At 62.2% G+C, this 14933-nt stretch carries 11 protein-coding genes; 9 read left to right on the top strand and 2 right to left on the bottom strand.

Features of this window, described 5'->3' with window-relative positions; genetic code table 11:
• Positions 1-209: 209 nt before the first annotated feature.
• Together narL and BT116_RS24900 are read right to left on the bottom strand one after the other, a co-directional pair.
• Positions 210-857: a two-component system response regulator NarL gene (gene narL / locus BT116_RS24895; protein WP_003202460.1), complete on the bottom strand. Its 648-nt coding sequence runs from the start codon at positions 855-857 to the stop codon at positions 210-212.
• A complete protein-coding gene (locus BT116_RS24900; RefSeq protein WP_072347928.1) occupies positions 854-2653 on the bottom strand; it encodes a HAMP domain-containing protein in 1800 nt (599 codons plus the stop codon). Before BT116_RS24900 ends, narL begins: the two co-directional genes overlap by 4 nt.
• Before the next feature lie 307 nt (positions 2654-2960).
• On the opposite strand from BT116_RS24900, the gene BT116_RS24905 reads away from it, so the two are divergent.
• The 9 genes from BT116_RS24905 to BT116_RS24945 form a co-directional block, all read left to right on the top strand.
• Positions 2961-4262 (top strand): MFS transporter, encoded by a 1302-nt coding sequence (locus BT116_RS24905; protein WP_371856182.1) that lies wholly within the window; start codon positions 2961-2963, stop codon positions 4260-4262.
• Complete coding sequence (locus BT116_RS24910; RefSeq protein WP_072347932.1) at positions 4240-5637, top strand: NarK family nitrate/nitrite MFS transporter; 1398 nt, start codon at positions 4240-4242, stop codon at positions 5635-5637. Before BT116_RS24905 ends, BT116_RS24910 begins: the two co-directional genes overlap by 23 nt.
• A gap of 65 nt (positions 5638-5702) precedes the next feature.
• The gene (locus tag BT116_RS24915; protein WP_072347934.1) at positions 5703-9476 is read left to right on the top strand and encodes a nitrate reductase subunit alpha; all 3774 of its coding nucleotides are present in this window, start codon (positions 5703-5705) and stop codon (positions 9474-9476) included.
• Between the two features lies 1 nt (position 9477).
• Positions 9478-11016, top strand: coding sequence for a nitrate reductase subunit beta (gene narH / locus BT116_RS24920; RefSeq protein WP_072347936.1), 1539 nt, complete (start codon positions 9478-9480; stop codon positions 11014-11016).
• 2 nt (positions 11017-11018) lie between these two features.
• A complete protein-coding gene (narJ, locus tag BT116_RS24925) occupies positions 11019-11774 on the top strand; it encodes a nitrate reductase molybdenum cofactor assembly chaperone (RefSeq protein ID WP_072347938.1) in 756 nt (251 codons plus the stop codon).
• On the top strand, positions 11767-12447 hold the full coding sequence (gene narI / locus BT116_RS24930) for a respiratory nitrate reductase subunit gamma (RefSeq protein ID WP_072347940.1): 681 nt from the start codon (positions 11767-11769) through the stop codon (positions 12445-12447). The genes narJ and narI overlap by 8 nt, the downstream gene beginning before the upstream one ends.
• Positions 12448-12457: 10 nt before the next feature.
• On the top strand, positions 12458-13426 hold the full coding sequence (locus BT116_RS24935; protein ID WP_072347942.1) for a peptidylprolyl isomerase: 969 nt from the start codon (positions 12458-12460) through the stop codon (positions 13424-13426).
• A gap of 25 nt (positions 13427-13451) precedes the next feature.
• On the top strand, positions 13452-14444 hold the full coding sequence (moaA, locus tag BT116_RS24940) for a GTP 3',8-cyclase MoaA (RefSeq protein WP_072347944.1): 993 nt from the start codon (positions 13452-13454) through the stop codon (positions 14442-14444).
• Positions 14445-14646: 202 nt separating this feature from the next.
• A partial coding sequence (locus BT116_RS24945; RefSeq protein ID WP_170846001.1) for a transposase occupies positions 14647-14933 on the top strand: 287 nt, incomplete at its 3' end.

Genomic DNA, 14933 nt, shown 5'->3' on the forward strand with positions numbered 1-14933 from the left:
CATGGTAGAGCCCAAATCGCCGCCGGCCTATGCCTCGGCAGGCCTACCTCGGAAGAGGGAGGGAGGCCTGATGACTATCCTTGTGGCGAGGGAGCTTGCTCCCGCTGGGCTGCGTAGCAGCCTCAAAAAACAGGGCCGCTGCGCGCCCCAGCGGGAGCAAGCTCCCTCGCCACAGGTTATGTGTTGCTCATGGGATCTATTCGCCTGGCCTAACCCGCCCCGCGCAAATGCTCCATCGCCCACACCGCCGCTTCGACCCGTGAACGCAAGCCGAGCTTGTGCAGCAGGTTCTTCACATGCACCTTGACCGTGCCTTCGGTGATGCCCAGCTTGTGTCCGATGACCTTGTTGCTGTAGCCGCCGGCGATGGTCTTGAGCACCTGGCGTTCGCGCTCGGTCAGTTCCACATCGGCCTGGCGCGGTGGCGAGCGCAGCGCCTGGGCCATGACGCGAGTCAGGCCGGGGCTGATCACCAGGGCGCCGTTGAGGGCATCGCGGATGTACTGGATCAGCAGCTCCGGCTCCATGTCCTTGAGCAGGTAGCCGTTGGCGTCCAGGCGCAGGGCGTCGCGGATGTCGTCCTCGGCATCGGACACGGTGAACAGCAGCACCTTGCCGGTGTAGTGCATGGCGCGCAGCCGGCGCAGGGTCTCGATGCCGTTCATCTGCGGCATGTTGTTGTCCAACAGCACCAGGTCGGGCTTGAGCGGTTCGATCAAGGTCAGGGCTTCTTCGCCGTGGCTGGCTTCGCCAACGATCTGTAAATCGTCTTCGAGCTCCAGCATCTGGCGGATGCCGCGACGCATCATCGGATGATCGTCGACCAGTAGCAGGGTGTGGCGCAGGGGGGCGTTCATGTTGCGAGGCCTTCGGTGTGTTGGCCCAGGAATTCCGGTTGGAAATGCACCTGGACGCGGGTGCCCTGGGGAGTACGGGAGTGAATCTGGAGCTGGCCGCGCAGGCTGCGGGCCCGTTCGTTCATGATGTTCAGGCCATGGTGTTCGCGCTGGTCCACCTCGCCGCTGAAGCCTCGGCCATCGTCTTCAATCGACAGCCGCACGGTCTCGCCTTCCTGGCGCAGTTCGAGCCAGGCGTTTTCGGCATGGGCATGGCGCAGGCAGTTGGACAGCGCTTCGCGGGTGATCTGCAGGATGTGGATCTGCTCGCTGGCCGACAGCTCGAAGGCCAGGGTGTCGACGAACAGGTGCACCTTGAAGTCCCCGCGGTTGGAGAATTCCTCGGCAGTGTCCTTGAGTTCCTCGACCAGGCCGTCATCGTGGATCTGCAAGCGGAAGGTGGTCAGCAACTCGCGCAACTGGCGATAAGCATTGTTGAGCCCTTCGCGCAGTTCACCGGCGACGGTCTCCAGGGTCTGCACCGGTTCGCCCCGACGCATCAGGGTCTGCATGCGGCTGACTTGCAGCTTCATGTACGACAAGGCCTGGGCCAGGGAGTCGTGGAGTTCGCGGGCAATGATCGTGCGTTCATCGAGCAGCAGCAGACGGTGGTCCTGTTCGCGCTGGCGCTTGAGCGATAGCGACGTACCAATCAGGTTGGCCAGGGCCTGGATCAATGCGGTTTCCCAGGGCTGCGCGGCGTGGCCGTCGACAAAATGGGCCTTGAGCTCACCCAGTTCGTTGCCCTGGTTGCTGATGCTGAAGGCTTGCGGGCGTGCAGCGTTGTGTTTATGACAACTGGCGCAATCGCTGCTGGCGCAGACCTGGCGGCTGTCGGCGCCATGCAACGCCAGCAAGTGCCTGGCCGGTGCCTGCAATTGCCCTTGCAGGCACAGCGTCAGGCGCAGGCCCGGCAGGCGTTGTTGGAAGCGCCGGATCAGTTCATCCAGCCCTTCGGCATTGGCCTGTCGCGTCGCCAGGCTGCGACTGCTTTGGTACAGCAGTTCCAGGGCGGCGTTGGCCTGTTGCAGGTTCAGGGTCTTTTGCTGGACCTGGTTTTCCAGGGTGCGGTGCGATTGCTCGATGGTCTCGGCCATGGTGTTGAAACTGGTCGCCAACTGGCCCAGTTCATCTTCGGACTGGTGATTGACCCGCACCTGGAATTCGCCACGACGAAAGCGCTGGGTGGCGTCCACCAACTCCTGCAAGGGTGTGACCACGCCGTACTGCAATTCATACAGGCCGATCAGCAGGATGATCATGGTGCTGAACAGCGCCGCGCCCTGGATCACCTGCTGCCAGCCTTGCTTGTGCTCGCTCTGACGTTGCAGCAGGGTAACGAACTGGTCCAGTTGATCGACGAAGGTATTGGCGCTGGCCTGGAAAAAGGCCGAGTCACCACGCTCGATGGCCGGGCGCAAAGTCTGGTTCCAGCGCTGCACAAGGTCGCGATAGCTCTTGTGCAGGGAGGTTTCCGGCCCATCTTCCAGCACGGCGCGCAGGGCAGGGCTGTGGAGGCGTTGTTGCAGGCTGGCGATGATCGCGGGGACCTCGTCGTTGGCCCCCGCCGCCAGTTTCCAGCTCAGGTGGTAGGTCTCCATGCGCACGGAGCCAGCGGTATTGATAGCGGCAGCGTCGCCCTGGCTGAACCAGGCGATCAATCCGGCGCTCAAGGAACTGGCCAGGGCCAGGATGGCGATGAGGATCACCGCCAGCCCGGCGCGAGCGGGCAGGGAGCTGCGCAGCCAGCGCATCATCGACGCGGGCCTGCGGGGCAAAACTGTGAAGCGAGCATAGGGGCGCCCTGGACCTGGGGGTGTAGCAGCCAATCCTGGGCGCACTACCTCTAAAGAGTTGTCGGCCGCTCCATTTCCATAAAAGCTTCGGCAGACTTGTTCAAGTTATTGATAAATAAAGGGTTGTATCAATATCCGGGTCTACCTCCTTGGAGGTAGACGGGGCAAGCATAGGCCTGGACCGCCCCGGCGCACGTTGACCCAAGTCAAGTTTTTGCGGGGTTCGTATCACTAGGCTGCGCTCATCGAACTGACGGAGTGCATCGTGATGCGAGCGCAAGTGCAACAAGGGCTGGTACTAGGGATGAGTACCCTGGCCTTCACCGTGTGCTTCATGGTCTGGATGATGTTTGCCGTGCTCGGCGTTCCGATCAAGGAGCTGCTGGCCCTCAACGAGACCCAGTTCGGCCTGCTGGCGGCCACGCCGGTGCTGACCGGCTCGCTGGTGCGTTTGCCCCTGGGGCTTTTGACCGACCGCTTTGGCGGGCGGATCGTGTTCTTCCTGCTGATGCTGTCCTGCGTCTTGCCGCTGTACTTGATCACCCTCGCCACGGCCTTCTGGCAGTTCCTGGTGCTGGGCCTGTTCGTCGGCCTGGCTGGCGGTTCGTTCTCGGTGGGCATCGCCTATGTCGCCAAGTGGTTCGACAAGCAGAACCAGGGTTTCGCCATGGGCGTGTTCGGTGCCGGCAACGCGGGTGCGGCGGTGACCAAGTTTCTCGCCCCGGCCCTGATCGCGTTCGGCTCCTGGCACCTGGTGCCCAAGGTGTTCAGCGCCATCCTGTTCATCACCGCGCTGCTGTTCTGGTTTCTCACCAGCGAGAAAAAGGAGCACAGCGGCACCGGCGGCGCCACATTGCGCGAGCAATTGAAAACCCTGAAAGAGCCGGCCGTGTGGCGCTACTGCCAGTACTACTCGATCGTCTTCGGCGGCTATGTGGCCCTGGCGTTGTGGATGACCAAGTACTACGTGCAGGAATACGGCTTCAGCCTGCAAAGCGCGGCGCTGCTGGCGGCCTGTTTCTCCCTGCCTGGTGGCGTGCTGCGGGCCGTCGGTGGCTGGATGTCCGACCGCTGGGGCGCCCAGAGCGTGACCTGGTGGGTGTTGTGGGTCAGCTGGATCTGCCTGTTCCTGCTGTCCTACCCCCAGACTCAACTGCAAGTGCAAACCGTCAACGGCATCGTCGACTTCCATATCGGCCTCAACGCCACGCTGTTCACCGTGCTGCTGTTCGTGATGGGCATCGCCTTCGCGTTCGGCAAGGCCTCGGTCTTCAAGTACATCGCCAACGACTACCCGAAAAACATGGGGGCAGTGTCCGGCATCGTCGGCTTGGCCGGCGGCCTGGGCGGGTTCGTGCTGCCGATCATGTTCGGCGCCCTGGTGGACCTCACCGGCGTGCGCTCGTCCTGCTTCATGTTGATGTACGGCGTGGTATGGGTCTCCCTGGCCTGGATGTACTTCAGCGAAATGCGCAAGCGCCCGCTGCTGGGTAAACAGCCGCCGGCCATTCAATCCCCGTTTTCCAGCATTGCCCAAGGAGAAGAACATGTCCGTTCTGCAAACGCCTGAAAAGGGCCCGGTCATTCATGACTGGCGTCCGGAAGACCCTGCTTTCTGGGGCAGTAGCGGCAAGCTGACCGCCCGGCGCAACCTGTGGATTTCCATCCCGGCGCTGCTGTTGGCCTTCGCTGTGTGGATGGTCTGGAGCACGGTGATCGTGCGCCTGAATGCCATCGGCTTCAGTTTCAGCACCGACCAGCTGTTCTGGCTGGCGGCATTGCCGGGGCTGTCCGGTGCGACCTTGCGCATCTTCTACTCGTTCATGGTGCCGATCTTCGGTGGCCGGCGCTGGACCGCCCTGAGCACCGCATCGCTGCTGATCCCGGCGTTGTGGATGGGCTTCGCTGTGCAGAACCCGGCCACGCCCTACAGCGTGTTCGTGTTGATCGCGTTGCTTTGCGGTTTTGGCGGCGGCAACTTCGCCTCGAGCATGTCCAACATCAGCTTCTTCTACCCCAAGTCCCAGCAAGGCACGGCCCTGGGCCTGAACGCCGGGCTGGGTAACCTGGGCGTGTCGGTGATGCAGTTCAGCGTACCGCTGGTGATCTCCTTCGGGGTGTTTGGCTTCATGGGCGGCCAGCCCCAGATGTTGGCCGATGGCAGCTCGCTGTGGTTGCAGAACGCCGGTTTCATCTGGGTGCCGTTCATCCTCGCCGTGACCCTGATTGCCTGGTTCGGCATGAACGACCTGTCCAGCGCCCGTGCTTCGTTCAGCGAGCAGGCGGTGATCTTCAAGCGCAAGCACAACTGGCTGATGTGCTGGCTGTACCTGGCGACCTTCGGCTCGTTCATTGGCTTTTCCGCCGCGTTTCCCCTGCTGATCAAGACTTCGTTCCCGGAAGTCATCGCCCTGAAATTCGCTTTCCTCGGCCCGCTGGTGGGCGCGCTGGTGCGGCCGTTGGGCGGCTGGCTGGCGGACAAGCTCGGCGGGGCCAAGGTCACCTTGTGGAACTTCGTGCTGATGATTCTGATGGTGTTCGGGGTCATGCACTTTTTGCCCCAAGGCGGCCAGGGCGGCAACTTCTACGGCTTCCTGGGCATGTTCATGTTGCTGTTCATCACCACGGGTGTGGGCAACGGTTCGACCTTCCGGATGATCCCGGTGATCTTCCGCACCCTGCATGAAAAAGCCGCCTTGGGCAAAAAGCCCGAGGTGCGCGAGCAAGCGCTCAAGAACGCCGGCAAGGAGTCGGCCGCGGTGCTGGGCTTCAGCTCGGCCATGGGCGCCTTCGGTGCGTTCTTCATTCCCAAATCATTCGGTACTTCGATGGCCCTGACCGGCGGCCCGGAGATGGCCTTCTACATGTTCGTCGGCTTTTACCTGAGCTGCATCGTGGTGACCTGGTGGTGGTACGCCCGCAAGGGCGCAGCGACACCCTGCTAAGACGAATTCAACTATTGCGTGGGCGGGGCGCAGACCCCGCGGAGCAAGCCTGAGAGGAACACACTGTGAGTCATTTATTGGATCAACTGCGGTTTTTCAACCGTAAGCAAGGCGAGTTTTCCGATGGGCACGGCGAGACCCGCAAGGAGTCCCGCGACTGGGAGAACGTCTATCGTTCGCGCTGGCAGTACGACAAGATCGTGCGGTCCACCCATGGGGTGAACTGCACCGGTTCGTGCTCGTGGAAAATCTACGTCAAGAACGGCCTGATCACCTGGGAAACCCAGCAGACCGACTACCCGCGTACCCGCAACGACCTGCCCAACCACGAACCCCGCGGCTGCCCGCGTGGTGCCAGCTACAGCTGGTACATCTACAGCGCCAACCGGCTCAAGTACCCGAAGATTCGCAAGCCATTGCTCAAGCTGTGGCGCGAAGCCCGGCAGACCCTGCCACCGGTGGAAGCCTGGGCCAGCATCGTCGAGGACAAGGCCAAGGCTGACTCCTATAAAAGCAAGCGCGGCATGGGTGGCTTCATCCGTTCCAACTGGGAAGAAGTCAACGAGATCATTGCCGCCGCCAACGTCTACACCGTCAAGGAACACGGCCCGGACCGGGTGGTGGGCTTCTCGCCGATCCCGGCCATGTCGATGGTCAGCTATGCCGCCGGCTCGCGCTACCTGTCGCTGATCGGTGGCGTGTGCCTGAGCTTCTACGACTGGTATTGCGACTTGCCGCCCGCCTCGCCGATGGTCTGGGGCGAGCAGACCGACGTGCCGGAATCGGCCGACTGGTACAACTCCAACTACATCATTGCCTGGGGCTCCAACGTCCCGCAGACCCGTACCCCTGACGCCCACTTCTTCACCGAGGTGCGCTACAAGGGCACCAAGACCGTGGCGATCACCCCGGACTATTCGGAAGTCGCCAAGCTCACCGACCTGTGGCTCAACCCCAAGCAGGGCACCGACGCCGCGCTGGCCCAGGCCTTCAACCATGTGATCTTCAAAGAATTCCACCTGGACAAGCCGAGCGCCTATTTCACCGACTACGCCAAGCGCTACACCGACCTGCCGGTACTGGTGATGCTCAAGCCGATGCTTGGCGCTGCGCCGGGTGCCGGTTACCAGCCGGACCGTTTCCTGCGGGCCAGCGACCTGACCGACAACCTCGGCCAGGACAACAACCCGGAATGGAAAACCATCGCCATGGATGCCGCCGGCGAACTGGTTTCGCCCCAAGGCTCCATCGGCTATCGCTGGGGCGAGAAGGGCAAGTGGAACATCCTGCCCCGTGAAGGCGGCGAGGGACGTGAGATCGACCTCAAGCTGAGCCTGATCGGCGGCGACGTCGCCGAGGTGGCCTTCCCGTATTTTGCCGGCGAAGCCCAGGAGTACTTCCAGCACGTGGCCGGTGATGCGGTGCAGTTCCGTCGGGTGCCGGTGCACAGCGTGGTGCTGGCCGATGGCAGCGTGGCGAAAGTCGCCACTGTATTCGACCTGTCGGCGGCCAACCTGGCGATCGACCGTGGCCTGGGTGGCGCCAACGTCGCCAAGGACTACGACGACGCCTCGGTGCCCGGCACCCCGGCCTGGCAGGAGCAGATCACCGGTGTGAGCCGCGAGAAGGCGATCCAGATCGCCCGCGAGTTCGCCGACAACGCCGACAAGACCCGTGGACGCTCGATGATCATCGTTGGTGCGGCGATGAACCACTGGTACCACATGGACATGAACTACCGCGGGCTGATCAACATGCTCATGCTCTGCGGTTGCGTCGGCCAGACCGGCGGCGGCTGGGCCCACTATGTGGGCCAGGAAAAACTCCGTCCGCAATGCGGCTGGCTGCCCCTGGCCTTCGGCCTGGACTGGAGCCGCCCGCCACGGCAGATGAACGGCACCAGCTTCTTCTATGGCCACAGCTCGCAATGGCGTCACGAGAAGATGAGCATGCACGACGTGCTCTCGCCCCTGGCCGACAAGTCGCAGTTCCCCGAGCACGCCCTGGACTACAACATCCGCGCCGAACGGGCCGGCTGGTTGCCCAGCGCGCCGCAACTCAACACCAACCCGCTGCACATCTGCCGCGATGCCGCCGCCGCGGGCCTGGAGCCCAAGGACTATGTGGTCAAGTCGCTGCAGGACGGTTCCCTGCGCTTTGCCTGCGAACAGCCTGACAGCCCGGTGAACTTCCCGCGCAACATGTTCATCTGGCGTTCCAACCTGCTGGGCTCCTCGGGCAAGGGCCACGAGTACATGCTCAAGTACCTGCTGGGCACCAAGAACGGCGTGATGAACGAAGACATCGGTCATAGCACCGAGTGCAAGCCCACCGAAGCCGAATGGGTCGACGAGGGCGCCATTGGCAAGCTCGACCTGGTGACCACCCTGGACTTCCGCATGTCCTCGACCTGCGTGTATTCCGACATCGTCTTGCCGACCGCCACCTGGTACGAAAAAGACGACATGAACACCTCGGACATGCACCCGTTCATCCACCCACTGTCGGCCGCCATCGATCCGGCCTGGGAATCGCGTTCGGACTGGGAAATCTACAAGGGCATCGCCAAGGCGTTTTCCGCCATGTCGGTCGGCCACCTGGGTGTCGAGAAAGACCTGGTCACCGTACCGCTGATGCACGACAGCATCGGCGAACTGGCCCAGCCATTCGGCGGTACTGACTGGAAAAGCGCTGGTGTGGTGCCGGTCCCGGGCAAGAACGCACCGAACCTGCAGGTGGTGGAGCGCGACTATCCGAACATCTACAAGCAGTTCACCTCCCTGGGCCCGATGCTGGAAAAACTCGGCAACGGCGGTAAGGGCATCAACTGGAACACCGAGACTGAAGTGAAATTCCTCGGCGAACTGAACCACAAGGAAGTCGAGGCCGGCATCAGCCAAGGGCGACCAAAGATCGACAGCGCCATCGACGCCGCCGAAGTGATCCTGTCCCTGGCCCCGGAAACCAACGGCCATGTCGCGGTGAAAGCCTGGGCAGCGCTGTCGGAGTTCACCGGCATCGACCACAGCCACCTGGCCGTCTCCAAGGAGCACGAGGCCATTCGTTTCCGCGACATCCAGGCCCAGCCACGCAAGATCATTTCCAGCCCGACCTGGTCTGGCCTGGAAGACGATCACGTGAGCTACAACGCCGGCTACACCAACGTCCATGAGTCGATCCCATGGCGCACCATCACCGGTCGCCAGCAGTTCTACCAGGATCACCCGTGGATGCAGGCGTTCGGCGAGCAGCTGATGAGCTATCGGCCACCGGTCAACACCCGCACCATCGCCGGCGTGAAGGGCAAGCGCAGCAATGGCGAGACCGAGATCGTCTTGAACTGGATCACCCCGCACCAGAAGTGGGGCATCCACAGCACCTACAGCGACAACCTGCTGATGCTGACCCTGAGCCGTGGCGGACCGATTGTCTGGCTCTCGGAAATCGACGCCAAGCGCGCCGGTATCGAGGACAACGACTGGATCGAATGCTTCAACGTCAACGGCGCGCTGACCGCCCGTGCGGTGGTCAGCCAACGGGTCAAGGAAGGCATGGTGATGATGTATCACGCCCAGGAACGGATCGTGAACGTGCCGGGTTCGGAAACCACCAAGACCCGTGGCGGCCACCACAACTCGGTGACCCGCGTGGTGCTCAAGCCCACCCACATGATTGGCGGTTACGCGCAACAGGCCTACGGCTTCAACTATTACGGCACGGTCGGATGCAACCGCGACGAGTTCGTCGTGGTGCGCAAGATGTCCAAGGTCGATTGGCTCGACGGTTCCAGTGGCAATGATCTGCCGCGTCCACTGCCGACTGATATCGAGGAGAACTGAGATGAAGATTCGCTCACAAATCGGCATGGTCCTGAACCTGGACAAATGCATCGGCTGCCACACCTGCTCGATCACCTGCAAGAACGTCTGGACCAGCCGCGAAGGCATGGAATACGCCTGGTTCAACAACGTCGAATCCAAGCCTGGCATCGGCTACCCCAAGGAGTGGGAAAACCAGGACAAATGGAAAGGCGGCTGGATCCGCAACGCCGACGGCTCGATCAACCCGCGCATCGGCGGCAAGTTCCGCGTGCTGGCTAACATCTTCGCCAACCCGGACCTGCCGAGCCTGGACGATTACTACGAACCGTTCGACTTCGACTACCAGCACCTGCACACCGCACCGCTGGGCGAGCACCAGCCCACCGCGCGACCACGCTCGGTGGTGTCCGGCAAGCGCATGCAGAAGATCGAGTGGGGCCCGAACTGGGAGGAAATCCTCGGTACCGAATTCGCCAAGCGGCGCAAGGACAAGAACTTCGACAAGATCCAGGCGGACATCTACGGCGAGTACGAAAACACTTTCATGATGTACCTGCCGCGCCTGTGCGAGCACTGCCTGAACCCGGCGTGCGCCGCATCGTGCCCGAGCGGCGCGATCTACAAGCGTGAAGAGGACGGAATCGTCCTGATCGACCAGGAGAAGTGCCGCGGCTGGCGCATGTGCATCAGCGGTTGCCCGTACAAGAAAATCTATTTCAACTGGAAAAGCGGCAAGTCGGAAAAATGCATCTTCTGCTACCCGCGCATCGAAGCCGGGTTGCCGACGGTCTGCGCTGAAACCTGCGTCGGCCGTATCCGTTATCTCGGCGTGCTGCTGTATGACGCCGACCGTATCAGCGAAGTGGCGAGCACGGCCGATGAGAAGGACCTGTACGAGAAGCAACTGGAGATTTTCCTCGACCCCAACGACCCAGCAGTGATTCGCCAAGCCCTGGCCGATGGCGTGCCGCAGTCGGTGATCGATTCGGCGCAACGCTCGCCGGTCTACAAAATGGCCGTGGACTGGAAACTCGCACTGCCGCTGCACCCGGAATACCGCACCTTGCCAATGGTCTGGTACGTGCCGCCACTGTCGCCGATCCAGAACGCTGCCACGGCTGGCACCGTGGGCATGAACGGGGTGATCCCGGACGTCGACAGCCTGCGTATCCCGCTGCGCTACCTGGCGAACATGCTCACCGCCGGCGATGAAAAACCGGTCAAGCTTGCGCTCAAACGCTTGCTGGCGATGCGTGCCTACAAACGTTCCGAGCAGGTCGACGGCGTGCAAGACCTGCAAGTGCTGGCCGACGTCGGCTTGAGCGTGAACCAGGTGGAAGAGATGTACCGCTACCTGGCCATCGCCAACTACGAAGACCGCTTCGTCGTACCAAGCGCCCACCGCGAAGACGCCATGAGCGACGTGTTCGCCGAGCGCTCCGGTTGCGGCTTCAGCTTTGGCAGCGGTTGCAGTGGCAGCTCCGACACCAACATGTTCGGTGGCAAGAAGGCCAACCGCCGTGACGTGATCAAAACCGTGCAGTTGTGGGAGGAATGAGCATGCGCATTCTCAAGGTGATTTCGTTGCTGCTCGACTACCCGACCGAGACCCTGGTGGCCGGTCGGGATGAGCTGGAACAAGCGATTCTCCAGGCACGGGAAATCAGCCCCAACCAGCGCGCCGGGCTGTTTGAATTGCTGGAGGTGATCTGCGGCAAGGACCTGATGGATGGCCAGGAGCACTACGGTGCGCTGTTCGGCCGCGGTCGTTCGCTGTCGCTGCTGCTGTTCGAACATGTCCATGGCGAATCCCGCGACCGTGGCCAGGCCATGGTCGACATGATGGCCCAGTACGAAGAGGCCGGTTTCGCCATCGGCGTCAAGGAACTACCTGACTACATCCCGCTGTACCTGGAGTTTCTTTCCACCCGCCAAGACCTCGAGGCCCGCGAGGGCCTGGCGGATGTGGCGCATCTGCTGGCCTTGCTCGCGGCGCGCCTGGACGAGCGTGAAAGCGTCTACGCCAGTTGCTTCCGGGCGTTGTTGCAAATCGCCGGGGCCGAACCCCAGGTGGCGGTGGCCGAGTTGCGTGAGCAAGTGAAGGCCGAGCCTCGGGACGACTCCCTAGAAGCCCTGGACAAGATCTGGGAAGAAGAGCAGGTGGATTTCATGAAGGCCGAACAGCAGGACCGTTGCAGCTCGATGCCCAGCGCGCCGGGCAAGGCGCGAGACGAAAGTGCGGTGCCGCTGCACTGGGTGGATTTTCAGCATGAAGGGCTGGCCGCAGCGCCAGCCGGGGAGGTGGGCAATGTCTAAATGGGATCTGTTGTTGTTCGGGGTCTACCCCTACGTCGCCTTGGCGATTTGCCTGCTTGGCAGTTGGGCACGCTTTGACCTGTCCCAGTACACCTGGAAGGCCGGTTCCAGCCAGATGCTGAACAAGCGCGGCATGCGTATGGCCAGCAACCTGTTTCACATCGGCGTGCTGTTCGTGCTGGCCGGCCATTTCGTCGGCCTGCTGACACCCTCGGCGATCTATCACCATGTGTTGAGCACCGAGAACAAGCAGTTGCTGGCGATGGTCTCCGGCGGTTTCTTCGGCGTACTGGGCCTGATCGGCCTGGTGATGCTGCTCAATCGTCGCCTGACCGACCCCCGGGTTCGCGCCACCTCCAATACGTCGGACATCCTCGTGCTGGTGGTGCTGCTGGTGCAACTGGTGCTGGGGCTGATGACCATCGTGGCGTCTACCGCGCATATGGACGGCTCGGTGATGGTGATGCTGGCCGACTGGGCCCAGAACACCGTGCTGTTGCGTCCGGTTGAAGCCGCTACCTCGATAGCGCCAGTAGGCCTGGTCTACAAGCTCCACGTGGTGCTGGGCCTGACCCTATTCGTGTTGTTCCCGTTCACCCGTCTGGTCCATATCGTCAGTGCGCCGGTCTGGTACCTGGGACGTCGTTATCAAATCGTTCGGCAGAAGTTTTGAGGAGAAGATCATGGCGAGTGGATGCGGATGTGGCGGTAGTGGTGGCGGCAGCGGCGGCTGTGGTTCTTCGGCAAAAGCGGCACCGGTGATCGCGCCGGTGGCCGATGCCGAACCGGCAGGGGCGGTGCAGTTCGAGCCGGCCCAGGCCGGGCCGGTGGCGGAGGATGAAGCGCCACAGTTGATTGCCAGCAGCGAGCAAGAGTGGCCGATCATCAGCGTCAACGGGGTGTCGATCACCCCCCAGGCGATGGCCCAGGAGCTGCAGTATCACCCGGCTGACAGTCGCGAGGATGCGGTCTACCAGGCCGCTCGGGCTCTGGTGATTCGCGAATTGCTGCAGCAACGCATCGCCGTACTGGGCCTGGCGTTGCAGGTCGGCGCCGGCGAAAACGAAGAGGAAGCGGCCACGCGGCTATTGCTCGAACGTGAGGTGCAGGTGCCGCAGTGCGACGAGGCCACCTGCCTGCGTTATTACGAAAGCAATCGAGCGCGGTTTCACAGCGCACCGTTGCTGGCGGTGCGGCACATCCTGCTCGAATGCGCGCCGGACGATGCCGAGGCGCGCAGCCTGGCCCATGTCCAGGCCGAGCTGCTGCTGGAGCGGCTGGATCAGTTCCCGGGCAGTTTTGCCGAGTTGGCGCTCAAGCATTCGGCGTGTCCATCCAAGGAGCAGGGCGGCTCGCTGGGGCAGATCAGCAAGGGCCAGACTGTGCCTGAGCTGGAGCGCCAGTTGTTCACCTTGCCAGCGGGCCTGGCCGGTAAACCGCTGGAAAGTCGCTATGGCTGGCACGTGATCAGCATCGACCAGCGCATCGATGGCCAGCCATTGCCGTACGAGGCGGTGGCGACGGCGATTCGTACCCAGTTGCAGCAGGGCGTGTGGCAAAAAGCGCTGGTGCAGTACCTGCAAACCCTGATCGGTGCGGCGGACATTCGCGGTATTCACCTTCAGGGTGCCGACTCGCCGCTGGTGCAGTGAGCACGGGCTCAATCAGGAGGTCTTCATGAATGCGGTGTTGCAGGACGGATTTGGGCGCCAGATCGATTATTTGCGGATGTCGGTGACCGATCGTTGTGATTTTCGTTGTGTGTATTGCATGGCGAAAAACATGACGTTCCTGCCGCGTCAGCAAGTGTTGACCTTGGAGGAGTTGCAGCGTCTGGCGCGGCTGTTCGTCGGCCTGGGGGTGAAGAAAATCCGCCTGACCGGTGGCGAGCCGCTGATCCGTCCGGGCATCGTCAGGCTGTGTCGCGAGATCGCGGCATTGCCCGGCTTGCGGGAACTGGTGATGACCAGCAACGGCTCGCAGTTGGGGCGATTGGCCCAGCCGCTGGTCGATGCTGGCGTCAAGCGCATGAACATCAGCCTCGATAGCCTGGACGGCGAACGTTTTCGGGCGATTACCCGCAACGGCAACCTGGACCAGGTGCTGGCCGGGATTGAAGCGGCGCAGGTCGCTGGGTTCGAGCGGGTCAAGTTGAACTGCGTGGTGATGAAAGGACGCAACTTCGATGAGGTCCCGGCGCTGGTGCAGTACGCCATCGATCAACGCATCGACATCAGTTTTATCGAGGAGATGCCGTTGGGGGAGGTCGGGCGTTCCCGGGGCGAGTCGTTCTGTTCCAGCGATGAGGTCCGGGTCGAGATCGCTCGCCATCATCGCATGCTCGACAGCGCCGAGAGCAGCGGCGGGCCGGCGCGCTATGTGCGCCTGGAGCGTCATCCGGATACCCGGATCGGTTTCATTTCGCCCAATACCCATAACTTCTGCGCCAGTTGCAACCGCGTGCGCATGACCGTCGAGGGACGCTTGTTGTTGTGCCTGGGGCAGGAGGATTCTCTTGATTTGCGTGGTTTGCTGCGGCGTTATCCGTTGGATGACCAGCCGGTTGTTCAGGCGGTGCGCCAAGCGTTGCGTGGGAAGCCTTTGCGCCATGATTTCAATCCTGGTGGGGAGGTGCAGATTGTGCGGTTCATGAATATGAGTGGGGGTTAAGGGCTTGCACAAATCCCGTGGCGAGGGAGCTTGCTCCCGCTGGGGTGCGTAGCAGTCCCGTTCTGGGTGCTGGGGTGCTGGGGGTTCTGGGGACATATCCGTTTCTGCGGTAACGGCGGCTGGCGGTTCCGCCCTTACGAGGGTGTTCTGAAGTTTGTGTAAACGGTCATTAGGTGCACACTGCCTTTCCCAAGGAGTCTCAATGACCGAGCCCAAGCGCACTAAACGAGTCAAACCCGATCCTGAGCTGGTGAAGCTGACCGACAGTCTGTTGGCCAATTACCGAAAGCCTGAAGATCTGATCGGCGAAAATGGTCTGCTCAAGCAGCTCACCAAGATGCTGGTCGAACGTGCCCTGGAAGCTGAAATGACCGAACATCTGGGTCATGACAAAAGCGCAGCGGTGACCAATGCAGAAGGAAATGCCCGCAACGGCCATAGCGGCAAGACGCTCAAAGGCGACTTTGGCGAGCTAGCGTTGGAGATTCC

The organism is Pseudomonas sp. NFACC16-2, assembly GCF_900119205.1.
Lineage (GTDB): Bacteria > Pseudomonadota > Gammaproteobacteria > Pseudomonadales > Pseudomonadaceae > Aquipseudomonas > Aquipseudomonas fluorescens_Q.

Coding starts and splice junctions, on each gene's coding strand:
- narL (WP_003202460.1), bottom strand. CDS start 857: ATGAACGCCCCCCTGCGCCACACCCTGCTACTGGTCGACGATCATCCG.
- BT116_RS24900 (WP_072347928.1), bottom strand. CDS start 2,653: ATGATGCGCTGGCTGCGCAGCTCCCTGCCCGCTCGCGCCGGGCTGGCG.
- BT116_RS24905 (WP_371856182.1), top strand. CDS start 2,961: ATGCGAGCGCAAGTGCAACAAGGGCTGGTACTAGGGATGAGTACCCTG.
- BT116_RS24910 (WP_072347932.1), top strand. CDS start 4,240: ATGTCCGTTCTGCAAACGCCTGAAAAGGGCCCGGTCATTCATGACTGG.
- narH (WP_072347936.1), top strand. CDS start 9,478: ATGAAGATTCGCTCACAAATCGGCATGGTCCTGAACCTGGACAAATGC.
- narJ (WP_072347938.1), top strand. CDS start 11,019: ATGCGCATTCTCAAGGTGATTTCGTTGCTGCTCGACTACCCGACCGAG.
- narI (WP_072347940.1), top strand. CDS start 11,767: ATGTCTAAATGGGATCTGTTGTTGTTCGGGGTCTACCCCTACGTCGCC.
- BT116_RS24935 (WP_072347942.1), top strand. CDS start 12,458: ATGGCGAGTGGATGCGGATGTGGCGGTAGTGGTGGCGGCAGCGGCGGC.
- moaA (WP_072347944.1), top strand. CDS start 13,452: ATGAATGCGGTGTTGCAGGACGGATTTGGGCGCCAGATCGATTATTTG.